General features: G+C 58.2%; 19 protein-coding genes, 1 tRNA gene and 1 pseudogene. 9 read left to right on the top strand and 12 right to left on the bottom strand.

Going from position 1 to position 23,136, the window contains the following annotated elements; all coding sequences use genetic code 11:
* Nucleotides 1-7: 7 nt before the first annotated feature.
* The 7 genes from O4H62_RS20920 to O4H62_RS26540 all read right to left on the bottom strand — a co-directional run bounded on the left by O4H62_RS20920 (nucleotide 8) and on the right by O4H62_RS26540 (nucleotide 10,319).
* Nucleotides 8-1,429, bottom strand: a complete 1,422-nt coding sequence (locus O4H62_RS20920; RefSeq protein WP_269390778.1) for a hypothetical protein — start codon at nucleotides 1,427-1,429, stop codon at nucleotides 8-10.
* Nucleotides 1,430-1,643: 214 nt separating this feature from the next.
* Nucleotides 1,644-2,573 (bottom strand): DUF5655 domain-containing protein, encoded by a 930-nt coding sequence (locus O4H62_RS20915; RefSeq protein ID WP_269390777.1) that lies wholly within the window; start codon nucleotides 2,571-2,573, stop codon nucleotides 1,644-1,646.
* A 29-nt stretch (nucleotides 2,574-2,602) separates the two neighbouring features.
* On the bottom strand, nucleotides 2,603-3,322 hold the full coding sequence (locus tag O4H62_RS20910) for a M48 family metallopeptidase (RefSeq protein WP_269390776.1): 720 nt from the start codon (nucleotides 3,320-3,322) through the stop codon (nucleotides 2,603-2,605).
* A complete protein-coding gene (locus tag O4H62_RS20905) occupies nucleotides 3,323-6,556 on the bottom strand; it encodes a type I restriction endonuclease subunit R (protein ID WP_269390775.1) in 3,234 nt (1,077 codons plus the stop codon).
* Nucleotides 6,553-7,782 (bottom strand): hypothetical protein, encoded by a 1,230-nt coding sequence (locus tag O4H62_RS20900; RefSeq protein WP_269390774.1) that lies wholly within the window; start codon nucleotides 7,780-7,782, stop codon nucleotides 6,553-6,555. Before O4H62_RS20900 ends, O4H62_RS20905 begins: the two co-directional genes overlap by 4 nt.
* The gene (locus O4H62_RS20895; protein ID WP_269390773.1) at nucleotides 7,775-9,367 is read right to left on the bottom strand and encodes a type I restriction-modification system subunit M; all 1,593 of its coding nucleotides are present in this window, start codon (nucleotides 9,365-9,367) and stop codon (nucleotides 7,775-7,777) included. Before O4H62_RS20895 ends, O4H62_RS20900 begins: the two co-directional genes overlap by 8 nt.
* 58 nt (nucleotides 9,368-9,425) lie before the next feature.
* Nucleotides 9,426-10,319, bottom strand: a complete 894-nt coding sequence (locus tag O4H62_RS26540; RefSeq protein ID WP_269390772.1) for a DUF2188 domain-containing protein — start codon at nucleotides 10,317-10,319, stop codon at nucleotides 9,426-9,428.
* Nucleotides 10,320-10,564: 245 nt separating this feature from the next.
* On the opposite strand from O4H62_RS26540, the pseudogene O4H62_RS20885 reads away from it, so the two are divergent.
* The 6 genes and pseudogenes from O4H62_RS20885 to O4H62_RS20860 all read left to right on the top strand — a co-directional run.
* Nucleotides 10,565-10,831: pseudogene (locus tag O4H62_RS20885) on the top strand (integrase arm-type DNA-binding domain-containing protein); the annotation flags it as partial.
* Nucleotides 10,832-10,843: 12 nt separating this feature from the next.
* Nucleotides 10,844-11,731, top strand: a complete 888-nt coding sequence (locus tag O4H62_RS20880) for a tyrosine-type recombinase/integrase (protein WP_269390920.1) — start codon at nucleotides 10,844-10,846, stop codon at nucleotides 11,729-11,731.
* Nucleotides 11,718-12,245, top strand: a complete 528-nt coding sequence (locus tag O4H62_RS20875) for a hypothetical protein (protein WP_269390771.1) — start codon at nucleotides 11,718-11,720, stop codon at nucleotides 12,243-12,245. Before O4H62_RS20880 ends, O4H62_RS20875 begins: the two co-directional genes overlap by 14 nt.
* 300 nt (nucleotides 12,246-12,545) lie before the next feature.
* On the top strand, nucleotides 12,546-12,791 hold the full coding sequence (locus O4H62_RS20870) for a helix-turn-helix transcriptional regulator (protein ID WP_269390770.1): 246 nt from the start codon (nucleotides 12,546-12,548) through the stop codon (nucleotides 12,789-12,791).
* On the top strand, nucleotides 12,784-13,404 hold the full coding sequence (locus O4H62_RS20865; protein WP_269390769.1) for a DNA-primase RepB domain-containing protein: 621 nt from the start codon (nucleotides 12,784-12,786) through the stop codon (nucleotides 13,402-13,404). Before O4H62_RS20870 ends, O4H62_RS20865 begins: the two co-directional genes overlap by 8 nt.
* Complete coding sequence (locus O4H62_RS20860) at nucleotides 13,401-15,083, top strand: virulence-associated E family protein (protein WP_269390768.1); 1,683 nt, start codon at nucleotides 13,401-13,403, stop codon at nucleotides 15,081-15,083. The genes O4H62_RS20865 and O4H62_RS20860 overlap by 4 nt, the downstream gene beginning before the upstream one ends.
* 221 nt (nucleotides 15,084-15,304) lie before the next feature.
* Here O4H62_RS20860 and O4H62_RS20855 read toward each other — a convergent pair whose 3' ends face one another.
* Complete coding sequence (locus O4H62_RS20855; RefSeq protein ID WP_269390767.1) at nucleotides 15,305-15,664, bottom strand: hypothetical protein; 360 nt, start codon at nucleotides 15,662-15,664, stop codon at nucleotides 15,305-15,307.
* A 123-nt stretch (nucleotides 15,665-15,787) separates the two neighbouring features.
* Between O4H62_RS20855 and O4H62_RS20850 the strand changes: the two genes are divergently transcribed.
* A complete protein-coding gene (locus O4H62_RS20850) occupies nucleotides 15,788-15,988 on the top strand; it encodes a helix-turn-helix domain-containing protein (protein ID WP_269390766.1) in 201 nt (66 codons plus the stop codon).
* Nucleotides 15,988-17,646 carry an HNH endonuclease gene (locus tag O4H62_RS20845; protein WP_269390764.1) on the top strand — a complete coding sequence of 553 codons (1,659 nt, stop codon included), beginning with the start codon at nucleotides 15,988-15,990 and terminating at the stop codon, nucleotides 17,644-17,646. The genes O4H62_RS20850 and O4H62_RS20845 overlap by 1 nt, the downstream gene beginning before the upstream one ends.
* A gap of 82 nt (nucleotides 17,647-17,728) precedes the next feature.
* Here the strand turns inward: O4H62_RS20845 and O4H62_RS20840 are convergent.
* Together O4H62_RS20840 and O4H62_RS20835 are read right to left on the bottom strand one after the other, a co-directional pair.
* Nucleotides 17,729-17,804, bottom strand: a tRNA-Thr gene (locus O4H62_RS20840).
* Nucleotides 17,805-18,068: 264 nt separating this feature from the next.
* Nucleotides 18,069-19,028 carry an NAD(P)H-dependent flavin oxidoreductase gene (locus O4H62_RS20835; protein ID WP_269390763.1) on the bottom strand — a complete coding sequence of 320 codons (960 nt, stop codon included), beginning with the start codon at nucleotides 19,026-19,028 and terminating at the stop codon, nucleotides 18,069-18,071.
* 291 nt (nucleotides 19,029-19,319) lie between these two features.
* Between O4H62_RS20835 and O4H62_RS20830 the strand changes: the two genes are divergently transcribed.
* Entirely contained in the window at nucleotides 19,320-20,630 is a 1,311-nt protein-coding gene (locus O4H62_RS20830; RefSeq protein WP_269390761.1) for a hypothetical protein, read from the top strand.
* Between the two features lie 87 nt (nucleotides 20,631-20,717).
* Here O4H62_RS20830 and O4H62_RS20825 read toward each other — a convergent pair whose 3' ends face one another.
* A complete protein-coding gene (locus O4H62_RS20825; protein WP_269390759.1) occupies nucleotides 20,718-21,347 on the bottom strand; it encodes a peroxiredoxin in 630 nt (209 codons plus the stop codon).
* A 10-nt stretch (nucleotides 21,348-21,357) separates the two neighbouring features.
* Nucleotides 21,358-23,130: a SulP family inorganic anion transporter gene (locus tag O4H62_RS20820; protein ID WP_269390758.1), complete on the bottom strand. Its 1,773-nt coding sequence runs from the start codon at nucleotides 23,128-23,130 to the stop codon at nucleotides 21,358-21,360.
* Nucleotides 23,131-23,136 lie beyond the last annotated feature (6 nt).

Genomic DNA, 23,136 nt, shown 5'->3' with positions numbered 1-23,136 from the left:
CGGGATGTCACGAGCTTTTTGCTTCTTGAGGCTCAGAATCGGTGGTCTGTAAGATGATCGTATGAGACGTGATAACTGCCTCATGCCCATAGTACGTCTTCATCTTTCCGTCTTCGAAAAAATGTTGCTGCAAACCACCAAAGCACTCAATGGGCAAGGGGTGTAAAGCATTGGGATTATGAAAAACTTGTAGCTCGTCAGCCCAACCTTCCGAGTAGCCTTCTGAGCCTACCTCTGCAACAAATCTCTTACCCACAACGGCGTTTGGATCTGGGTCGAAACGAACGCCTACTCGTAGATATTTGTGTTTCTGGGGGGCGTATCCTGCAAGTACCCCTAGCCTATCAAATTTAGCGATCGTCCCCGCATTCGAGAACAACACCGCTGATACATTTTCAGCGCCCGGGAGGTTGAAAAAGCCAGATTCTATTGTCTTTGAGCCATAGGAGTGAATTTCGTTCGGTTGCTCTTCTACGACGAGCTTCCCATCGACCTTCGACCATTTCGCTGTGAACCCGTAGAGGTATGGCCAGATCGCGGATTGCGTATATGTCATCGAGCCCAGTTCGTTCTCGCTTGCGTGCTTATGGAAATCTGCAAGAGCAATGACAAACGGTAACCCAGCGGCATCATCCTCTTCCCAGTACGCCCTTCCCGCAGCAGATTTCCTGTGCAGTTTGTTCGTTAAAGATCCTCCGTACTTGATCGGCATATAATCCGCCAGAAAGGCATCCAGTTCTTCCGGAGTTTTGGGATCGGGGTGCTTTGCAAGAACGCCATTTTTGGAGGGCGCAACGGTGGTGGCTTCGACGGTAAATGCAAGACCAGGCGCGCGGCAACGGAAGTCCGGTGCAGTGAGATGCTCAACATCGTATCCACCTTCTCGAAAGGAAGCCCATAGGTAGAGCTCCCATAAACGCTGATCGAATTGATGCCGCTGAAACTCCTGCACGAAATGCGGGTCTGTAGCGGTTAGCCATGGGCCAATCTCGCGCAAGACGGCCCGCGCTGGTGCTCGTCCTGACTGTTCCAGAAGCTCTAGAAAGTATGGATGAAGTTGCGATCTATGCGTTCCAGGAAGCACCTCAAGCAGGTCGATGGGTGCATTTGTCTCATCGCCCTGAATGCCGAGCTCTTTCAGATCAGCATGCCTACTCACGTGGGAAATCTTCAGGCGCAACCCTGCTTCCGCAAGCCGCCGCGATTTCACGCTGACGTCAAGGTGAACACCGCGAAAACGTCCAAGTCGATCACGGACCATCAGCGACCAGCCGAAATCGTTGTCAACCTTGTCCCGGAAAACAACACCGATAACGTTCTCATCCAAGTCCGACCAGTAGGAGAGTTCGTCAGCTACAAGCGAGGTCGGCGACAGCCGGGTGCCGATCGCGAAGAGATCAAACCGCTCCTTTGATAGCCGCTTAGACATTCACACCTGCCAATTGCAGGAACGTTCTTCTGAGAAGACCGATATGCAGCGAGAATGCTGGTCCAACGCGGTGTCTACTCGAAGATTATCGAAGCCATTTTTGCTTATTTTGAGCGGCGGGCTGACGAAGCCTTTGCCACGCAGTTCACCACGTAGCACGGACTTTCCAACCCTTGGCAACTCCCCTGAAAGCGCTCCAACATCTGGTACCACATCACGCTCCGTCATAGCTGCGGTCCATCAATGGCTTGGCTTTGTCCAGTGTGGCGACATCAGTGATGATGATTTCAAGATCGCCAGTGCCGAAATGGCCGATGTTGCGCACGTCACGGGTAAAGCCGGGTTCAAGTTCAATGCTGTCGGGATCGACTTTGACGAAAACTTTAAGATGCCTGATCTGCGGTTTGACCTCGACGCAGGCGAAGTTCTTCAGACGGCGAAAGGCGACGTAGTTGTCGAGGGTCTTCAGCTCGACATCATCGCCCAGCGCCAGCAGGTACGCCTTCGTCGCCTCGTAGAGATCGACAAGTTCTTGGTCAGCGTCCGCGAGGTATTGCGTAACAGTTTTCTGGCGAGATCGGGGCCGGGCTGAAGCAGGCTCGCCTTGGGCGTCGCCACTGACAGGAATTTCGCGCGCGGGCCGTTCCGATGCCGAGGTCAGCAGTTCGAAAAGCAAGAGTTCGTCGCCAAAGCGGCGGTAGCGAACCAGCGCGATATTCCGGTTCATCTGGTTGACCGCATGAGCGTCGTATTTGGTGAAATCGCCGGCGATGCAGATCAGCCGGGGCGTTGTCCAATCGACTGCTTTGGCCTCTTCGGCGCCGAAGCGCTCTAGAACCAGCCATTCGAAATCGCGGCGGTGATCCATCAGCCAGTCGAGGTAGAACAGGCCTTGGTTGATGACGTTCTCGTTGCTGGCCCGCTTGTACTCAATGATGACTGGCGAACCGTTCTCGTCGATGCCGAGCGAGTCCATGCGCCCGCCATTGCTCGTGGAGAACTCGGATGCGAGAAACCGCACGCCGAGAAACGCGTCCATATTACGTTCGATGAGGGTTTGGAGCGATTTTTCGAGCGCAACCGCGCTGCCGCGAAGTTCGGTGACTGCGCTCGTCTCTGTCCTGAACAGTTTAATATCGCTCATCAATCAAATCCCCCGGAATGAATACAACACTACACCATCATACTCTCAAGGCGATTCTTGCGCCGCTCCCAATTGGGAAGCTTCTGCTCCAACAACTCAAAGAAGGCAGGACCGTGATGCGGTTCCTGAACGTGGCAAAGCTCGTGAATTATGACGTAATCGATGCAGTCGACAGGCGCTTCAATCAACCGGGTATTGAGCAACATGTGCGTTCCGTCTTGAGACATGCTGCCCCAACGCTTGGTCAGCTTGCGCACGGTCAATCTCGGCGCATCGTCGATTTCCGGAAAAGCTCTCGACAGCGATGCTAAACGCTCCAAGAGAATTTGCCGTGCTTGACGTTGAAACCAAGCCTTCAGGAGCTCTTCAGTTTTCTCGGCAGATCGTATGCTGGGATATCTGATTGCGATCCTGTCCCCCTCTATGGCGACGTCTGAGCGCAAGGACTGCTCCACAAGCAACCTGAATTGCCGCCCCAGATAGCGATGGGTCTCGCCTGGAACATATTGGCGCGGCGGGGTGATCGGACGAAACTGCTCAAACTCTCGTTTGGTTCGCAGAACCCAGCGACCGCGCCGCCGAAGCCGCTGCTCTATGGCTTCCAGGTCGGATGACATGGGGGCAACTGCAAGGATACGTCCATCCGGAAACACTGTGATGCTCAGTGTTTTCCGAGTGGAGCGTTTCAGCGCGTAGGGCACAATCTGCCCCCCGAGTTCGATCCTGTGTGCTGTGAACTCCCCGGACATCTAGAACTTCAACTGCCGGCGACCGATGCCAAGGGCACTGTCGATCATTGTGTCCATCGCGTCGGTTTGGAGACCGTAAAGTCCATGCGCGTTCTTGATTTCGTCGTAGAGGAAATCGTCCATCGCGTTGCGAATTTCATTTAGAGTGTCCGGGTCATCCTGCCAGCCGATCTTGCGATGCCGACGCATGATCTCGTCGAACGCAACTGCGGTTTTCTCGGCAAAGTCTGACGCTTCGTTCGGCGGCACGACACTGGCGAAACCGTCGATGAGATTGCGGTAGATGGAGCTTCCCGACTCGTTGCCCTTCAGGCGGGCTGGAACATCATCTGCGGCGTTGCGGTTGACCACGCCGTTGCGGATATCCTGCACGCGCTGGAAATAGTCCTGCTCGCTGAGACGACCGGCGCGAAACTCCTCGATCGTGTCCTTGATCATCTTGGAGAAGCGCTCATAGAAGACCCGGTCGTCGTCCATTTTCTCGGTGATGGTCTTGGCTGTCGCGCTCGCAATGGCGTCGGCCTTGGCGGCAAGGCTCCCGGTTTCTTCAAGCACGACCTGCCGAAAACCGGCATCGTCGAAAATATTGACCGCTGCGACGATGGGAACGACGCCATCTGTCGTGATGTGCTTGTCCAGAAGCGCTTTTATTTTGGCGTCGAGTTCCTTCGAGTTGGCGTCGTCGAGCCGATCGGCATAGCGCCGGGCAACGGCACGCCGCAGATTCTCGAACCGCTTGAGGTCGGCCTTGTAGCCATCAATGACGCGCTGATCGGTGGTCTGCGTAAAGGTCTCGGACGAAAAGGCCAGTTGCAGCGCTTTCGCGTACTCCCGAAGGCGATCATAGAAATCCTGCCGCCGAAGATCGTCTGCAAGCGAGGACTCGAACGCTTCCTGATCGTGCTGATTGCGGATCGCTTTGAAGAGATCAAGGAGCGCCGCGTGTTTGTCAGGCAGCGTATCGGTTTCCTTGCGGATCGCGTGCAGCGCGTCCGCGACATCGGCCTCGTCATAGCCTTCGAACGCGGAATACTGCGTTAGCGCCGCATCAAGCTCACCAAGAATTCCGGCATAGTCGATGATGTGGCCGAATTCCTTCTTCTCCCCGGTGTCATCTTCATAGAGCCGGTTCACACGGGCGATGGCCTGCAACAGACCGTGCTCTTTGAGTTTCTTGGTTAGGTAGAGAACCCGGTTGCGCGGCGCATCGAAGCCAGTGAGAAGCTTGTCGACAACGATGAGGATATCCGGGTCGCCATCGCCCTTGAAGCGTTCGATGACAAGTTCTTCATAGCGCTCGACAGAGCCGTGATTGGCTTTGACCTGTTTGACGAATTTATCGACTTCGTCGCTTGGCTCTTCGTTGACCTGCTCGTGATTGTCCCTGTCATCTCCGGGTGAAATCACCGCTTCGCTGGTGACGTCGCCAAAGGTGTCGAGCAGCTTCTTGAGGATCACCGCCGCGCGGCGGCTCTGCGCCACCAGCTGACCCTTGTAAGGGGTCGCCTTCCAGTTCCGTGAGAAGTCCTCGGACACATCGGCAGCAATTTCGACAAGATAGGGCTCAGCGCTCAAGACTTCCCGGCCGCGCGAGAACTTCCGTTTGAGTTCGGCAATCTGGTCAGCCGACAGCCCCTTGGTGTGGCGCTCGAACCAACGATCAAGCGCCTTTTCATCGACATCGGTTTCCACCAGCCGCCCTTCATAGAGCAGCGGCACGACAGCCCCGTCCTCGACAGCTTCGTCGATTTTGTAGGCATGAATCAGCCCGCCGAAGCGGTCGAAGGTCGAGCGCTCTTTCTTCAGCAATGGCGTGCCGGTAAAGCCGATATAGCAGGCGTTCGGAAACACCTTGCGCATCTGCTTGTGCAGGCTCTCGTCATCCTTGATGGTCTGGCTGCGATGGCTTTCGTCGACGAGCAGGAACACGTCGCGGCTTTGGTCGATGGTTTCGCGGGCGCGCAGGCCGGATTTGAATTTGTGAATGAGGGTGGTGACGATCCCCGCCTTTTCCTCGACAAGATCGAGCAGGTGCCGCCCCGTGGTGGCTTGTCGAACATCCAAGCCGGTCGCCTTGAAGGTATCGCGGATTTGACGGTCGAGATCGCGCCGGTCGGTCACCAGCACAATGCGCGGATTGTCGACCAGATTGGCAATCTCCTTGGCCAGCATCACCATCGTCAGCGACTTGCCGGAACCCTGTGTGTGCCAGATCACGCCACCCTTGCGGCGCTCATGGTCGTCATATTTCGACAGGCGCAAAAGGGCAGCCTTCACCCCGAAATATTGCTGATAACGGGCGATCTTCTTTATGCCGCTATCGAACAGGGTGTAGGAGCGGATCAGATCGATGACGCGATCCTTTGAAAAAAGCGCAACGAGCGTGTTGTCGAGCGGCGTCGGCAGACGACCGTCGGCACCGTCCATCAGACCTTCATGGCGGCGGCGATGTGGCGAGAAGTCGGCAAAGATGGCGCTGGCTTCCGCAGGGTCGAGCGGCGTATTCACCAGTTCGCCAATACGGCGCTCGCTGATTTCCTTCTCACGCCATTTCGCCCAAAACTGCTTCGGCGTTCCAGGTGTCGCATAGCGGGGATCGGATGGGTTGGCGGCGAGCAGGATTTGCGCCGAGGCGAAGAGGCGCGGGATTTCGTCTGCACCCTGATTGCGAATGCTCTGGCTGATTCCCTGCTCGCTGCCTTCAGCCGATTTCTTCAGTTCGATCACGGCAACCGGAATACCGTTGATGAAAAGCACGATGTCGGGGCGGCGCGTATCGGCCGAGCGGGAGCGCTCAACCGGAAACTCCGCCGTCATGTGGAACAGATTGTTTTCCGGGCGCTGCCAGTCGATATAGGCGAGCTGGCGGCTCTTGGTTTCCCCTTCGATGGTAATGGGGATGCCGGTGCCAAGCTGAAGGAGATTGGTCACCGTCTCATTGGTGGCTTGTGCGCCCTTGCTGGTGTCACTCAGCGCGGCTTGCAGCTTGCCAATGGCTTCCTGCGTGGCGGCGTCGGTCACGGCCCAGGTCTTGCCGCGCTGCTCGATCCGGTTGATCGCTTGCAGCCGTTCGGCCAGCACATCTTCGAGCAGGGTTGAAGCCATCCGGCCGCGCCGTTCCGCCTCGCACTCGGCGCGAGTCTTGTAGCGCCAGCCAAGATTGGCGAGCAGGTGCAGCGTCTGCACCTGCACGCCACCGGCTTCGGAGATCGGGAATTGCGGGCTTTGACTCATCCCGTGGCCTCCGCATGTGGCACCTCTCCTCCGACAGCTTCGTCAATCTCCTGTCCGCCGGGCAGAAGCCGGCCGATGCTCGCCGGCACCGGCCAATCGCCGCTTAGAAGCTTTTGCATGAGCGCGCGTTTCTGCCTCTCCAACAAAGAGAGTCGCCTGCGTTCCGACCGCACGGAATCAAAACTTTGATCTAAAGCTTGCCCAATCAAACCAGCATGCTCTTCACCAACGTCGGGTATCTCTAGCTCAGCGATTTCGGAAATGCGCAAAGACGGGAAGCCGTCTCCCTGCAGAAGACTGGATGGTGGATTTTCGCTAAGCCAATGGAATACGTACTGTTGATAAGCTTGATTGCGCGCGACCACAGCGCCCAGATGGCTGACGATGTACGCGGCCTCGGGTAATTGGACGACGCGGTCAAGCTTTGCCGACATTCCGCTTTTGGCAAATAGCACGGTGCCCGCTGGAAAGAGCCTCATTCGGGCATTTCGAACAAACTCTTCTGCCAAATATTCCGGATCGTCCGGCTTTTCGCCTGCGAACGAAGCCAAGTCGTTCACACGCACAAATCGAGGTCCAGAATCGGAGAAAGCAGACTTTGCTTGAGGGGCTGAAACGCCTGTCGCACAATCCGCCAGATCGCAGAGCGGAACAACATCGTCTGCAATGTCGGCGAAGACTGCCCGGCGAATTTTATTCGCTCGGTTTAGCTTCGTATCAACCAGCTTTTTCGCAGTCACGATGGCATTGTCCCATTCGTCGAGAATGGCGGCGATGCCGCGCTGAATAGGAAGCGGCGGGGGTGCTGCGGGAATTTCTGCGAAATCATCATAATAGAGTCGCAGGCGATCTTCAGTCAGGCCGTGCGAGTACGCCCAAAACAGGTAGACCATTCGAGCCGATTTGAACCAATGGGCAGCATAGCGAGTGTCGATTTTGTCGGTTGGACGCAGCACCACATAGGCAGGGCTTACCAAACCGTCTGTGGCTGCGCGACCGCTGGCACCCTGCCACATCCGCATCATGTTGTAGGCGATGTCGCCCTCGCGCGCGAGCAAGTGTTCATGATGCTCTAGTGAGGTATCTGTCTTACGGTCCAGATCGTCTCTGAATACCAATCCGTCGCGGAGGGTTACCGAGAGCGTTGGCAAACCTTCTCGACCGGGCTCCGTCCGTTGGGAGAAATAATCACCCAACCTAGGCTTTTGCGCACTGAGCTTAGACATCCAGCCCGAGCTCCCGCAAATAGCCATCCATTCGCGTACGACTCTCGGCCAGTTGCTGCTCAAGATCGACAATTTCGCGCTGAACGGCGGCGATGTCGATTTCTTCTCCTGCCTCGAAGGTGTCGATATAGCGCGGAATATTGAGGTTGAAGCCGTTCTCAGCGATTTCGGCACGTGGCACCGGGCGGGCATAGCGCTCGACCGGTTGGCGGTTCCGGTAGGCGTTGACGATGCCGTCCAGATGCTTGCTGAGCAATTGGTTCTGCTTCTTGCTCGGCTCGTAATCGTGGGATGCATCAATGAACATCACATCTTCCACATCCTCCCGCGCACCGCCCTTTTCGCGGGCACGGTCGAAGATGACGATGCATACCGGAATGCCGGTTGAAGAGAACAATTGTGCGGGCAGGCCGACAACGGCATCGATAAGATTTTCCTCTATCATCGATTGCCTTATGCGCCCCTCGGCCCCACCCCGGAACAAAACCCCGTGCGGCGCGATGACCCCGACGCGGCCTGATCTTGGGCGCGCGCTTTCCACCATATGGGAGATGAAGGCGAAGTCGGCCCGGGAGACCGGCGGGATGCCGCGGAAATAGCGGTTATAGGGATCGATGCGTGGATCGATCTTGCCGCTTGTGTCCTCGTCGTCCTGATCCTTGCCCTTCTTCTTTTCCTCACCGCTCCACTTCTTCAGCGAAAAGGGCGGATTGGCGACGACGATATCGAAGCGTTTCAGCGCATCACCTTCGAGATGTTTCGGGCTGTTGAGCGTATCGCCCCATTCGATCTCGGCGCTGTCTAGCCCGTGCAGAAACATGTTCATGCGCGCGAGCCCCCGCGTGCCGCTGTTCACCTCCTGGCCGAAAAGCTGGAAATTGCGCTTGTCCTGCTCTGTCGTCGCATTGGCCGCGACCTGTTCGGATGCGCGCACTAGCAGCGAGCCGGAGCCACAGGCTGGATCGTAAATCCGATTGCCCGGCTGCGGATTGACAAGGCGCACCAGAAGCTCGGAAATCTTGCGGGGCGTGAAAAACTCCCCGGCCTTCTTGCCCGCATCGGAGGCGAACTGGGAAATGAGATAGATGTAAGTTTCGCCGATCACGTCCTCATTGACGCGCGACGGACTCATGTTGAGCGCCGGCTTGTTGAAATCCTCAAGCAGGTTTTTCAGCCGCCGGTTGCGGTCCTTGGTTTCGCCGAGATTGTATTCGGAATTGAAATCGATGTTGCGGAACACGCCTTCGAGCTTCTGCTTGTTGGCGTCCTCGAATTTCTCTAGAGCGATATTGATGATCTCGCCGATATTGTCGGCATTGCGCTGGCGATGGAGGTCATAAAATGACGTGCCTTCCGGCAGGAAGAATTTCTCGCGTTCCATACGGCGGCGGATGCGCTCGTCATCGTCACCAAAGCGCTTCTTGTACTCGTTGAAATGATCCTGCCAGACGTCAGAAACGTATTTCAGGAACAGCATGGTCAGGATGTAGTCTTTATATTGCGCGGCATCGACGACACCCCGGAAAGTGTCGCAGGCGGCCCATGCGGCTGAATTGATATCGTTCTGGCTGATCTTGTCGGTCATTCTAATTTTCCCATGAGATGGAGGGGCTGGCGAACCCGCCCCTCCTGATGTGGCGGGCCTAGCCCTTGACGCTGCGCGGGTCGTTGCCGTGGCTGTCCGACTGAGCGATCTTGCCATCCTTGTTGTGGATCTTGAGTTCGCTCTGAGCATTGCGGCTGATCTCGCGGGCGCGATCAACAGCCTGCTGCTTGGTGTCGAAATGACCAGACGCGCGGCTCGCGCCGCCACGCTTCACATTCCAGCCGCCGTCCGGGTCCGGCACGACATGCGTGGTTCCGCCCTTGCCGGGCGACTTCTTATTGCTCATAGTAGTGTTTCCTTCTTTCAAGGGAGGATTAGCCAGATGTCCTCGAGCAAGGTTTGTCTGGCGGTGAATTGCCCATGCTGGATTGCCGTCCGGCATGGGCACACCCTCAGCCATGCGGCGGAGGATTTCATCAGTGAGGCGATCCAGAGCCTCACCAAGTTTCTTCGTTAGCTGAAACTGCTTCCGTCGCTCGCTATCGAGCGCGACCATCAGCTCTTGCACATGAATGGGCGGCACCGGGATTTCCAGTTCTCCGAGCGCCCCCAGCCCCAAGCGCGGGATCGTCGCCGTGCTGCGCATCATTGCGAGCGCGTTTTGGGTGGTCGGCAGATTCAGGAAAAGCGCAAGATAGGCGGGCAGCAGATTGTCGCCCTTCAAACGGACGATTGCGAGGTCGAGCACGGCAAACAGCGGCGCATCGACATGCTCGATAAATGCCGACCAATTTGTTGCCCCCCTCGTATCAACAAGCACATCGCCCGCCTGCAATCGGGCATCCTCAAAACTGCGAGCGGGCGGAGCCCCCGTCGCCAAATCCTCAGCGTCCAGACACCCGCCGCGAAGGTGACGCCCCTGCACAAAGGGAACGCCCTCGGCATCAGCCTTGAAGGCCGTTCCGTTGCGAATGTCAGCGAGTTCGTTCAAGGGTGCGTTTGTCATTTCATAGTTATAGTAATCGATACTATCGGAAAACTCAAGAGGCGCTTTGCGTGGCGCTTGGGCTAAACTGAAACTGCCGACCCTCATGTTCGTCCGCTCACGCGTGCGCAGGCGTTGGATGGCGTTTCCTGCTCTAGGACCACGCTTCCAAATATGTCATAAGTCTCTGATATCACTAGTAATTTCACATTATTGATGCTAGGTGGAATTGAGGCCAAAAGGAGGTCTCAATGCCAAATCTACGATTGACGCGTCGGGCTATCGACGCCATTCCTTTCCCCGACAACGGTCAGGTCTTTTATCGCGACACCTTGCTATCCGGCTTCGGTCTGCGAGTCGGCAAGCAATCCAAAGTGTATTTTGCCGAGGGTCAGGTGCAGCGGCAAACATGCCGCGTCACCATTGGCCGGGCCGATGTGTTCGCACCTGAGATTGCCCGCAAGAAAGCACTCGGCTTGCTCGGCGAAATGGCCGAGGGGCGTAATCCCAACGCCGAAAAGAAACAGCAGGTGGAGACCAAGGTCACGCTGGCCGATGCATTCGACAGCTTCTTCGCGGCGCGTCCGCACCTGTCGCCCCATACGGTGCTGAACTATACGCGCACTGCGAAGCTCTATCTCAAGGCATGGCGGAAGAAGCCGATCAATTCCATCACCCGCCAAATGGTGCTCAAGCGCCATCAGGAGCTTTCCACCGAGGTGGGCAAGACTACCGCCAACAACGTCATGCGGCATTTGCGGTCAGTCTACAATTTCGCCGCAGCGACCCATGACGAGTTTCCGCCCAACCCGGTGCAAATATTGACGCAGGCACGAGCTTGGCACCGGGAGCAGCGGCGGCAGACCGTGGTGACAGCGCAAGACCTGCCGATGTGGTGGAAGGCGGTCATGGCCGAGCCGGATTATGCCCGCGACTTTCTTCTCATGGCGCTGTTCACAGGCATGCGCCGGGGCGAGCTGATGGCGCTGCGCTGGGAGAACGTGGACCTTGCCGCGCGGACTCTGCACCTGCCCAAAACCAAAAATGGCGATCCGTTAAATCTTCCCCTGTCGTCCTTTCTAGTGGACCTGCTGAATGAGCGCAGCAGGCAGGCGGGCGAGTCGCCCTTCGTGTTTCCCGGTCCCGGCAAGCAAGGACACCTAATGGAGACCAAGAAATTCCTGCTCCGCGTCAGCGCCGGTTCGGGCGTCAGTTTCACGCTGCACGATCTACGGCGGACATTCATCACCATCGCCGAGAGCCTCGACGTTCCCTATTACGCGCTCAAGCGGCTGCTGAACCACCGTGCCAATGGCGACGTCACGGGTGGCTATATCGTCGTGAATGCCGAGCGCTTGCGCGGGCCGGTGGAGCAGGTCGCGGCACGGATATTGGAGTTGGCAGATGTCAGGCAGTGACTCCACTTATCACGCCATGTTCGGCGATGGATCAAGCGTGCTGGAACACGTCCTTCTGGCGATCATTGAGGCGCACTCCACACCTGAAACAAGCGGCTCTCAGCAGCGACGGTTGGAAACGGCATTAGCTGCGCTCCTGGGATCAGCCTCACCGGCTCAACGGAACATAGAAGCGGCACATGCTTTCATGGCCCGACAACGCCGACACGCTGTCTGCGAGGCGGAAATGCTAGCCTTGTCCGGCCGTGGCGGTACCCCACCCAACATACCAACTATTGCCGAGCTAGCAGAGAATGCCGCTCGGAAAGTCCTGCAATGCAGGGATACGGACCTTCCAGCCGCTGTTGATGAACTTTGTAATTCGTTCCGGGGATTCAAAGCGCGAACCGCGATTGAACCTGACCCCGTTTGCGAGGCGCTAAAAGCGCAAGCCGTCGAGCGCATCTGCGATGAACTCGCAGAATGGGATATTGCAACATCGCGCTGCGGTCGTCGCCAGTCCACCGCCGTCTGATATGACGGCGTTGGATTGTATTTCACTCCCGTACCTCTTGCTTGAAACGCCACGTCATCTATGGCAAATTTCCAACTGGTGTAGTGACGCACATCAGCCGGATATGTCCGGCATGGCGGACAACCCCAGGGTCAGGCAAGGTGCCTGAGATCTGACGGACGATGTCCAAGCGGGAAAGAATTCCCGGCCACGGTCGATAATCGAGAAGTGAGGCTTAAAGGCCCTTCGCGTGAAGCGCGAACCGGTCAGCAAACTCGTTGCCATGAGGCTTCGGGTCCTCTCGACACGTGGAATGGACACATGAATCGCACAACCATCACAGATGGTGGCGCGGGCCGTTCGCGGCTGCTGACCACCAAACAGCTTCCCGAAGTCACCGGACTTTCAAAGAGCTTTTTCGACAAGGGCCGGATTTACGGATACGGCCCACAATTCATCCGCATCGCGTCCGGCAATCGAGCCGGGAAAATCCTCTACCGACTCGAAGATGTCGAACGCTGGCTGGCCTCACAGGAGCAAAATCCGAGGGGTGCGGGCGATGAGTGAGGTGCTTAAGCCCAATACGGACGAGGCATGGGCATTCTCGCAGTTCATCGCCCCCAATGGGCCATATTATCTGGAGCGCATGAACAGCGAGGGGCCGCCAAGCCCGGTCGCCAAGACGTATCCGGCGAGTGACCCCGCATCGTTCAAGAAATTCATCGAGGCGAACAACGGGCCGGAACTGAGGCGGAACCTCTACTTCCTGCCCAACGCTAAGTTTCTTTCCGGCAAGCGCCGGAAGGACAACCTCTCGCATGCGCAGTTCCTGCACGCCGATCTTGACTGCAAGGACTATCCCGGAGCGCTGGATGAACAGCAGAGCCGAATTATCGGGCTGCTGCTTGAACCGAAAGAGCGGCCCAAGGGCGTACCTGAACCGACCGCTGTATGGTTCACCGGCGGTGGCTACCAAGCGCTCTGGATGCTTGACCAGCCGGTCGAGGTCGTTGTCGCCGAAGATCTGAACAAGCGGCTTCTGGTTGCCCTGCAAGGCGGTCCCGGCACGCACAACGCTGACCGTCTTTTGCGCCTGCCTGGAACCGTCAATTGGCTGAATGCGCAAAAGCGCGAAGCCGGTCGCGAACCCGCACTCTCATTCTGGATGACCAAGCCATGACATATGCAACTTTGAAAACCTACAGCATCGAAGACTTTCAACTACCGGCACCAAAGGAGAAGACCACTCTGCCAGCCAAGTCCGGCTCGGCGGCAGTCGAACCGACTGAGATTGCGCCGCTGCCGCTGCCGGATGACCTTGGGGAGATCATCTCGTCCGACCTAAAATGGGTGGAGGTGATCGTCACGGGAGGCGATCCGCCGGGCAAGGTCTATCCCTCGCGATCCGAACGCATGATCGCGTGCGTTTGCTGGATGCTAGGGAACGGGGTGCAGCCGGGGCATGTGCTCTCCATCCTGCTTGACCCGGCCTATGCTATCGGCGCGCATGTGCGCGAAAATCCTAATCCAGTCCGATATGGCCAGCGACAAGTTGTCCGAGCGCTGATGATGATCGACGCCAAGCGGGAAGACTGGCCGGTGCTGAACGATAAGTTCCAGCCTGCGAAGGATCATCCATCGAACATTCGGTATGCGCTGGCGCGGCTCGGCATCGAGGTTCATCGCAACCTGTTCACCTTCATGAACGATGTAGAGGGCTTCCGTCTCGACACACGTGACCTGAACGATGTGGCCGATATCCTGAGCAGCCGTTTTCTGCGTGATCTCGACTTCAGGGCAACCAGCGCGGCGATCAAGAGCGAGATCATCGCCATAGGCCATGAGCAGACCTATCACCCGATTGTGGACTATCTTGACGGACTCGTTTGGGATGGCAATCCGCGCCTTGACAACATGCTGCGCGACTACGCCGGAGCGGATGATACAGAAATCAATCGGGAGTTCGGAGCGAAGTTCCTGATCGCGGGTGTGCGCAGAGTCAAACAGCCGGGCGTGAAATTCGACACCATGCTTGTCTTCGAGGGGAACCAAGGGACCGGCAAATCGAGCTTCGCGGAAACCCTCGCGGTTCGAAGCGACTGGTTTTGTGGTAGCCTGAGCCTAAAGAGCGACGACAAAACCAAGGCCGAATTGCTGGCCGGGGCATGGATTGTCGAGGTGCAGGAGATGGACGGCATCCGCAAGGCGTCGACCCATGAATTGAAGCGATTCCTCTCGACACGGCGTGACAAGTATCGCCGCGCCTATGGCCGCGATGCCCGAACCTACCCGCGACAGTGCGTCATCGTCGGCAGCACCAACGACCAGAAGTATCTCTTCGACCAGACAGGAAACCGGCGCTTCTGGCCGGTTCGCGCTGGGACGGTTCAGCTCGACAAGCTGCGCGAGGATGTCGATCAGCTATGGGCAGAGGCGGTCGTGCGCGAGGCAGCGGGCGAGTCCATCGTCTTGTCTGAACATCTGTGGGAAGCAGCGGCAGAACTGACCGACGTGCGGCTGATCGAGGATGCCTTCGCGGCGGTCCTAGGCGACTGGTTCGCGGATAAGACCGGGCGCGTCTCAATGGATAGCGTGAAGCTCCTTCTCGGCTTCGAGGGTGGTCGCCTGTCGCCTATCGAGGTGCAGCGGATCAAGGCGGAAATGGATCGCTTGGGATGGGAAGAAAAAATCAACCGGCTGTATGATCTGTCGCAGCGGGAAAAGACCCAGCGGCGGGGATTCGCGAGGGGCACAGCTGACGAGCGCAAAACGGAATGGCTGGCGAGGCGCGTCGAGAACGGCGTTGCTACCCTGTTCTGCATCGATGACCCTGCCTTGGAGCAGGACTCGCCGTTTTGACCGGGCGCAATGGATAGGCAGCTGTAACGCGTAACGCCAACACAAGCCCGGCAACCTATTGCGGCCTGCCCTCGGCGGGGGGAGTACACCACTCCCCCTAACCACTTCGGAGCTTTCCGACCTTAAGTTACAGTTACAAGTTACAGCCCCGGCAAGCTCCCGCTGGCGCTACACTTGGGTGCGGGCATGCCAGCGGTGCAGCGATGCCCCTCAGAGCCGCCTCAGACGTCCGACGAGGGCGGTTTGGCCAGCCGGTGGGGGCGCGCGCCCGGCAGGGGCAACACGGCTGCCTCGGGCCGCTCATCTGTGACCGCCTCCGCGCCCTGATGGGCATGAATTCGCCAGATGCCGGTCTCGTCGGCAAACACCGTGTAGGCGAGCGCCCCATCCTCGGGTGGTGCTGCAGACCTGCTCTTGAGCCTGTAGTCGAGACCGAGCCAAAGCGTGCCCAGCGCGAACGCCGGAGGGACGATTAGCCAGAGCATCTTCATCCAGTCGGATAGCGACTGGTATGTGTCAAAGAAATCCTGCCAGAAGTTATAGTTTTCCATCGTGCCGACTTCGTCGCCTGAATCGCTCAAGCAACTATATCCCATTATGGGATAATCCGAAAGTGGGATTAGTGACTGCGCTTCAATCTTGGGCGGAAGCACATGACGAAATCTCTACACTCAGTGTCGTATGCCAGCCTGTTGGATATCCTAGTGGCAGCACGCCATCATAAGGGTCTCACGCAGCAAGTTGTCGCGGACAAACTAAGAAAACCGCAGTCTTATGTTGCAAAGATAGAAGGCGGCGAACGGCGTTTGGACATTTTGGAGTTTGTGGCGTTGGCCAAAGCCATGGACATTGATCCCATGACACTGTTTGCTGACGTCTTACGGGGAATCAAGAAAGAAACTTGATGAAGCGCTCGACGCGTTTCAAGCTTCAGCATGCTCCTAATAATCGCGTTTCCGGAGGAACTATGGGGTCACTTTACTTAAACAATTTGAGCAAGGAATCGCGTTCCGCATTGGAGAAGCAACTGTGGGACCAACAGAGTGGGAAATGCTTTATTTCTGGAAAGGCGATAGTTCTCGATGTCGACGAGCTCGACGTCGACCACATTATCCCGACCCGCGATAATGGTAAGGATGACCCCACTAACTTTGCACTGACGCTGGCAAGCCATAATAGATCGAAGCAAGCCTCAGATTTGCGCGTTGCACGAGTGCTGGCGAGATTTTCCCAGATTAGGGAGACTGCTGACAGCGACGATCGCGGAGCAAACCTTAACGACGTACTGAAAGCCTATGGTGGGGCCTCAGGGTCGCTTCGGGGCAAAATTGATGGTGACCAGATCACCTATGTCACAAATGGCGACGATAAGGTCACGGTGCCCGTTCATACCGATAAGCTCTCGGGCATGCGCTATTTCTTTGCGGCGTTGCCTATCGCGGCAGTTTATCATGACGAGAAGATAAATCCTCGTCCCATTGGGTCCAATATCCGCGGCTTAGTTGAGGAGTTTTTCAAGGGCAGACCTCAGCTTCAAATTGCACTCGCTTGGATAAGCTCGACAGATTTGCCGAGTGCGCATGTGAACATTTTCGATGGGCAGCACAAGGTCGCAGCCCAAATTTTGCTAGGTGCCTCGACGCTCCCCGTTCGCGTATTTGTAGATCCAAACTTCGACGTATTGCTTACGACCAATACAAATGCAGGTACGACGTTGAGGCAGGTTGCCTTTGATAAGTCTGTGCAGCGTCGGCTTGGTTCAGCGATGCTACTTGATCGCATTGCACGATACCGGAAGGACAAGAACCTTGCAGAGGATGATGAAAGCTTCTCGGAAAGATCCATTGTTGACCACTTTAAAGGCGATCAGCGCGCCGTGACGCGATATGTTCTCGACGGTATCCGCAATGCCATAACCTACTCTCCCGACAACAAGTTGCGTGATTACATCGACAACTCTGGCAAAGGGCATGAAAAACCCTATTCATACAGTACGATCGAGAAGACTTTTTATTCCAAGTTCATCGGCTCCAAAATGCTAGAGACGCCATGGAATTATCGTAGTGATATAGGCGAAAATCCGCGAACGATTGAAGTTGGGCAAATCGTTCGTCTCATGAGCCTGATTGCTGACAAAATATACGTTGGAAAATACGACGAAGAAGTTGGAACAGCTAAACTTGAGAATAAGGTGCAAAAAGGCGATGACGTGCCAGAAAAGCATCTACGCGCTTTCCGCATGGCAAAGGAAGAAATTCTCTATTGCTGGATCAGTTACATCGGAAGAATCATAGAGAACCACTTCCTAATGATGGGGAGCGTAGTCGACAACGAGAAGCTGTTTCAATACCCGTTTCCTGAACAACTCTGGGTCAACATCGGCTATTTTGTCGATAATCTCGCTCGCTTACCTATGTGGGTAAATCGCGATGCATCTCTCACAGTGTTTGGGGGCAAACAGACCTATGGTTTTTGGCAGACAATATTTGAGTCGGGAAGCAGCCCAACCGGGCATAAGGTGATGCCCTCAGGCTTGAATATTATGGAGATGATTAAGCCTTAGCCGAACTTGGCTCGTTGAGTGCTGTAAAAGCATATTGCTCTGAGCGCATCACTGCAACTCAAGCTGCTATTATTGGTTTGGCTGGTGCCGCCTACGTGACTCGAACACGTGACCCCCGCATTACGAATGCGATGCTCTACCAACTGAGCTAAGGCGGCTTACCAAACGCAGGGCGAGCCCTACTATAGAAATACTAATTTGCGACCAACTTCGCCAACTTGTTGGCATCGAACATCATTCTCGGGCGGACCCGCTAATTACGAATGACGTGCTCTACCAACTGAGCTAAAGCGGCAGGCCAGTTCATCGCGGGATCGTTCCCGCAAGGATGGAGGGCAAATACCGTGATTGCCCCCCGAATTCAAGCGGTCATCGGCAGCCTGGCGGATTTTTTGGCGCCACGCCTGTCCGGTCCTCGCAGATCAAAGCGCCAGGCGCTGGCGGGTCGCCTTGTATTCGCTCTCGAGCCGGTCGACGAGATCGGCGACCGGGCCGATCTTCTTGACCGCGCCGATGCCCTGGCCCGAGCCCCAGATCTCTTTCCAGGCCTTCGGCCCGGAGGAGGCCTTGTCGAAATCCATCTTGCTGGGATCTGCCACCGGCAGATTTTCCGGATCCAGTCCGGATGCCGAGATCGAAGGCTTGAGATAGTTGCCGGGAATGCCGGTGAAATAATTGGAGTAGACGATGTCCTTGGCTTCCGAGTCGACGATCATCTGCTTGTACGCGTCGACAGCGCGGGCCTCGTCGGTGGCAATGAAGGGCGAGCCGATATAGGCCATGTCGGCACCCATGGCCTGGGCGGCGAGAATGGCTCCGCCGGTCGCAATCGAGCCCGAAAGCAGCAGCGGGCCGTCGAACCACTCGCGGATTTCCTGGATCAGCGCGAAAGGCGAGAGCGGACCGGCGTGGCCGCCGGCGCCGGCGGCGACCGCGATCAGGCCATCGGCGCCCTTGTTGATGGCCGAATGGGCATGGCGGTTGTTGATGATGTCATGCAGCACGATGCCGCCATAGGAATGGATCGCGGCATTAACCTCGGGCACCGCGCCGAGCGAGGAAATCACCACCGGCACCTTGTATTTGACGCACATGGTCAGATCGTGCTCGAGCCGCTTGTTGGAGCGGTGGACGATCTGGTTGACGGCAAACGGGGCGGCCGGGCGGTCCGGGTTCTTCGCGTTGTGGTCAGCGAGACCTTCGGTGATTTCAGCCAGCCATTCGTCAAGCTGGGCTTCGGGGCGGGCGTTGAGCGCGGGAAACGACCCCATGACGCCTGCCTTGCACTGGGCCATGACCAGCGGCGGATGGGAAATGATGAACAGGGGTGCGGCAACGACTGGAAGCCGGAAATTGTTCTGGAGAACGGCGGGAAGGGTCATAGGGCCTCGCAAATCACAGTGACGTTTACGCAAACGTCAATCCCCATAGCAGAGCCGGGGTAAGCTGAAAAGGCTTGACATGCCAAGCCGGTTCCACAGCCGGATGGGTCCTGCTTTCGCAGCAAGCTTGAGTTTTACCGGGTTAGCGGATACGCACAGGTTAACGGCATGGGCCGGCAGGCAGCGCTGGCGGCTGCATCTCGTCTGGTTGCAGCCAGATCGGCCCGAGAATGCCAGAATTGACAGATCCGGCATGGCGATTACCAGACCGGGCGGTACGGAGACAGACCATTGACCGGCATGGAAGCGGCAATTCGCGGGGCTTTGGACAAGGCTGGGATTCCGGGTGCGCAGGCCCGGCGCCGGATCTACGATTCCGCCCGTGCCGCGCTCGACCGCAGCCTCGAGCGCCAGGGCATCATTGATCCGGAGCGGGTGGATGACCACCGGCACAAGCTGGAAATCCTGATCGCCGATATCGAGGCCGAATGGACCCCGCCAAGCACGCCGGAACCGGCACCGGTCGTGGAAACCCCGGCTGTTGCCGAAGCGCCGCCTGTTGCAGCCGCCCGCGATCCCGAACCGGCAGAGCCCGAAACGCCCGCGCCTTCCCGGCCGGTGTATGACGTGCAGGCAGCGCTTGGGCCGGAGCATGACGGACCTTTCCCGCATGCCCCCTCACGGGATGACATCGCGCGCTCCCCGGATAGGCCGCACCAGCCGGCACCGACCGTGGCATCGGTCGCGCATGAGACCCGGGGGCCGGCATCCTCCATAGCCGGCTCAAACCTCGATTTCGCGCCGGACGCCGGCCACAAGGCTGCAACGACATCCGCCCTTTCCGGCCTGACGGCTGATCGCCCGCCGCACATCGAAGCTCCCGCCGCTGCGCCGGCAAAACCGGCCAAGCCTGCGAAGAAGATCAAGTCGCCGAAGCCGCGCAAGGAAAAACGCCGGCGCGGGTTGTTTGCGTCGATGTTTTCGACAGCGGTGATGCTGTCGTTTCTCGGGATCGGAGTCTGGTGGCTGATTGAAAGCGGCGCGCTGAAGAGCGCCGCAGAACGCGACACCAGCGTTCCCAATCCACCGCCTTCGCTCAGCCGTGACGATTTCGCCGGCGGGCCGCAGCAGCTCAATCCCGGTTCGGGGTTTTCCGGGGAGTGGGCCAATGTGTTCACGCCCGGCCGCGACGGCTCCCCCGAGGCCCGCGGCAACGCCAGCGCCGAGGTGATCGAGGAGCCTGAAGGCAACGTGCTCCGGATAATTTCGAGGAGCGGCGGAACGGATGGCGAGGTGCTGGTGCCGCTTGGCGCGGAAGTCATGCAGGCCCTGGCCGGACGCAATTCCGTGCTGGCGCTGACGGTACGCTCGGCGTCTCCGGAGGCAACGCAGATCTATGTCAAATGCGAGTTCTCGGTCTTGGGCGAGTGCGGACGGCGGCGTTTCGACGTGACCTACGACACGACCGATCTCCTGTTCAACCTCGATTACGACCGCGCGCTGGCGCCCAACGAAGGCGGCTTTCTGGTCATCAACAGCGATATCTCCGGCGCCGGCAAGGGCATCGATCTGCTTGCCGTGCGTATCCGTCCGCTGAGCTGATCACGCCGGCAGGCCCGGGTCGCCCGTTGCGTGGCGACACAAAAACGCCCGCTGAGAAGCGGGCGTTCCTGTTGACTGGCTGATAGCTCAGTTTACGTCAGTGACGCGCAGATAGGGACGGATTTCTTCCCAGCCTTGCGGGAAGATGCCCTTGGCGTCCTCATTGCTGACCGAGGTCGGGATGATGACCTTGCCGCCCGGGCGCCAGTCGGCCGGCGTGGCAACCGTTTTCGCGTCTGCGAGCTGCAGGGCGTCGATGACGCGGATGATCTCGTCGAAGTTGCGGCCAACATTCATCGGGTAGGTCATCGTCAGGCGGATCTTCTTGTTGGGATCTATGATGAAGACCGACCGGACCGCGGCCGTGGTGCTCGCGTTGGGGTGGATCATGTCATAGAGCTCGGCCACCTTGTGGTCCTTGTCGGCCACGATCGGGAAGGTCAGGGTCGTCGATTGCGTGTCGTTGACGTCCTTGATCCAGGCCATGTGCTCCTCGACGCCGTCCGTCGAAAGCCCGATCGGCTTGACGTTGCGGGCGGCGAACTGATCGGAGAGCTGCGAGGTGCGGCCCATCTCGGTGGTGCAGACCGGGGTGAAATCAGCCGGATGGCTGAAGAAGAAAGCCCAGGACGAGCCGATCCACTCGTGGAAATCGATCGGGCCGTTTGTGGTATCGGCCTTGAAGTTCGGGGCGGTGTCGCCGATTCGAATGGTCATGAAAATCTCCTTAGTTTGGTTGGGAAGTTGTAATCCGGCTTTGTGAAGGTTTGGCGGCGAGTTCGAGCGCGGCCTGGTGCTGGCTCAGAAAAACCTTGCCGCTAAGGTGATGCAGGAAGTCGCCGCGGCGCAGCCGGTCCATCACAGGTCCCTTGACCTCGCTGAGATGGAAGTTGACGCCCAGCGCGTGCAGGCGCTCGTTGATCGCCTCGAGCGATTCCAGCGCGCTCATGTCGATCTCGTTGACCGCCGGGCACATCAGCACCACATGCTTGAGCTTCGGGCGGGCAGCCACCATGTCGTACAGGCTGTCTTCCAGGTAGCGCGCATTGGCGAAGTACAGGCTTTCGTCGACCCTGAGCGTCAGCACGGTCTCGTCGATCTCCACCTTGTGGCGCTTGACGTTGCGGAAATGCTCGGTGCCCGGAACCCTGCCGACCACGGCCATGTGCGGCCGCGACGACTTGTAGAGGTGGATGAGGATCGACAGCGCCACGCCGGCTGTGACGCCAACCTCGACGCCGAAGAGGAGGGTCAGGGCGATGGTGGCGCTGACGGCGGCGAAATCGGCGCGCGAATAAACCCAGGTCTTTTTCAGGATCGAGAAATCCACCAGCGACAGCACCGCTACAATAATGGTGGCGGCAAGCGTTGCCTGCGGCAGGTTGTAGATCAGCGGGGTCAGCAGCATGGCCGCGAGCAGCAGTCCGACCGCGGTGTAGGCGCCGGCGGCGGGGGTCTCCGCACCAGCGTCGAAATTGACGACCGAGCGGGCAAAGCCGCCGGTGACCGGGTAGCCGCCGGTGAACGCCGCGCCGACATTGGCGGCGCCGAGGCCGATCAGTTCCTGATCGGGGACGATGCGCTGGCGCTTGCGCGCAGCCAGCGTCTGGGCAACCGAGACGGATTCGACAAAGCCGATGATGGAGATCAGCACCGCGGGGCCTATGAGCTGGCCAAGCAGATCAGGCGAGAAGGACGGCATTGTCAGCGGCGGCAGGCCCTGCGGCACGTCGCCAACCACCCGGACGCCCGCGGTTTCATTCAGATTGAAGACCCAGGCAATGAAAGTGGTGACAAACACCGCAGCTACCGGCCCTGCCTTGGCCAGCACGCCTGCGAGCTTGGGCTTCATGCCGGTTGACAGCAACAGCGGCATCAGCCCCTTGCGCACCCAGAACAGGAAGGCGGTGGCGCTGACGCCGATGGCAAGGGTCACCCAGTTGACCTCGCCCAGATGTTCGAACAGGGACCGCAGCAGCTCCGGCAGGTTTGCGCCGCCGGCGGAAATTCCGAGGACATGCCGCAACTGGCTCATGGCGATGAGAATGCCCGAAGCCGTGATGAAGCCGGCGATCACCGGATGCGAGAGGAAATTGGCGAGAAAACCCAGCCGGAAGACCCCGAGCAAGATCAGGAAGGCGCCCGACAGGAAGGCCAGCGTGACGGCGGCGAGCAGCAGTTCGGGAGACCCCGGTTCGGCGATGTTCCCGATCGCGGCGGCAGTCATCAGCGACACCACGGCGACCGGCCCGACGGCCAGCGCCCGGCTGGTGCCGAAGATGGCGTAGAGCACGATCGGCGCGATCGAGGCGTAGATCCCGGTCTCGGCAGGCAGGCCGGCGAGCAGCGCATAGGCCAGCGACTGCGGGATCAGCATGATGGTGACGATCACCGCCGCAACGAGGTCGTTGCCCAGCGCGTCGCGGTCATAGCGGCGTCCCCAGTCGAAGACCGGCATGACGCGGGCAAGGCGATTGAGGAGGGCGGGATCTTTCAGCATGTCGAA

The organism is Parahoeflea alexandrii, assembly GCF_027214025.1.
Taxonomy (GTDB): Bacteria; Pseudomonadota; Alphaproteobacteria; order Rhizobiales; family Rhizobiaceae; genus Hoeflea; species Hoeflea alexandrii_A.
Note: the sequence above shows the minus strand (reverse complement) of the source record. Positions and strands in the feature narration are given on the sequence as shown.

Excerpts from the sequence above, each read along its gene's own strand:
- O4H62_RS20920 (WP_269390778.1), bottom strand. The coding sequence starts at position 1,429 with ATGTCTAAGCGGCTATCAAAGGAGCGGTTTGATCTCTTCGCGATCGGC.
- O4H62_RS20915 (WP_269390777.1), bottom strand. The coding sequence starts at position 2,573 with ATGAGCGATATTAAACTGTTCAGGACAGAGACGAGCGCAGTCACCGAA.
- O4H62_RS20910 (WP_269390776.1), bottom strand. The coding sequence starts at position 3,322 with ATGTCCGGGGAGTTCACAGCACACAGGATCGAACTCGGGGGGCAGATT.
- O4H62_RS20905 (WP_269390775.1), bottom strand. The coding sequence starts at position 6,556 with ATGAGTCAAAGCCCGCAATTCCCGATCTCCGAAGCCGGTGGCGTGCAG.
- O4H62_RS20900 (WP_269390774.1), bottom strand. The coding sequence starts at position 7,782 with ATGTCTAAGCTCAGTGCGCAAAAGCCTAGGTTGGGTGATTATTTCTCC.
- O4H62_RS20895 (WP_269390773.1), bottom strand. The coding sequence starts at position 9,367 with ATGACCGACAAGATCAGCCAGAACGATATCAATTCAGCCGCATGGGCC.
- O4H62_RS20875 (WP_269390771.1), top strand. The coding sequence starts at position 11,718 with ATGTCAGGCAGTGACTCCACTTATCACGCCATGTTCGGCGATGGATCA.
- O4H62_RS20870 (WP_269390770.1), top strand. The coding sequence starts at position 12,546 with ATGAATCGCACAACCATCACAGATGGTGGCGCGGGCCGTTCGCGGCTG.
- O4H62_RS20865 (WP_269390769.1), top strand. The coding sequence starts at position 12,784 with ATGAGTGAGGTGCTTAAGCCCAATACGGACGAGGCATGGGCATTCTCG.
- O4H62_RS20860 (WP_269390768.1), top strand. The coding sequence starts at position 13,401 with ATGACATATGCAACTTTGAAAACCTACAGCATCGAAGACTTTCAACTA.
- O4H62_RS20845 (WP_269390764.1), top strand. The coding sequence starts at position 15,988 with ATGAAGCGCTCGACGCGTTTCAAGCTTCAGCATGCTCCTAATAATCGC.
- O4H62_RS20835 (WP_269390763.1), bottom strand. The coding sequence starts at position 19,028 with ATGACCCTTCCCGCCGTTCTCCAGAACAATTTCCGGCTTCCAGTCGTT.
- O4H62_RS20825 (WP_269390759.1), bottom strand. The coding sequence starts at position 21,347 with ATGACCATTCGAATCGGCGACACCGCCCCGAACTTCAAGGCCGATACC.
- O4H62_RS20820 (WP_269390758.1), bottom strand. The coding sequence starts at position 23,130 with ATGCTGAAAGATCCCGCCCTCCTCAATCGCCTTGCCCGCGTCATGCCG.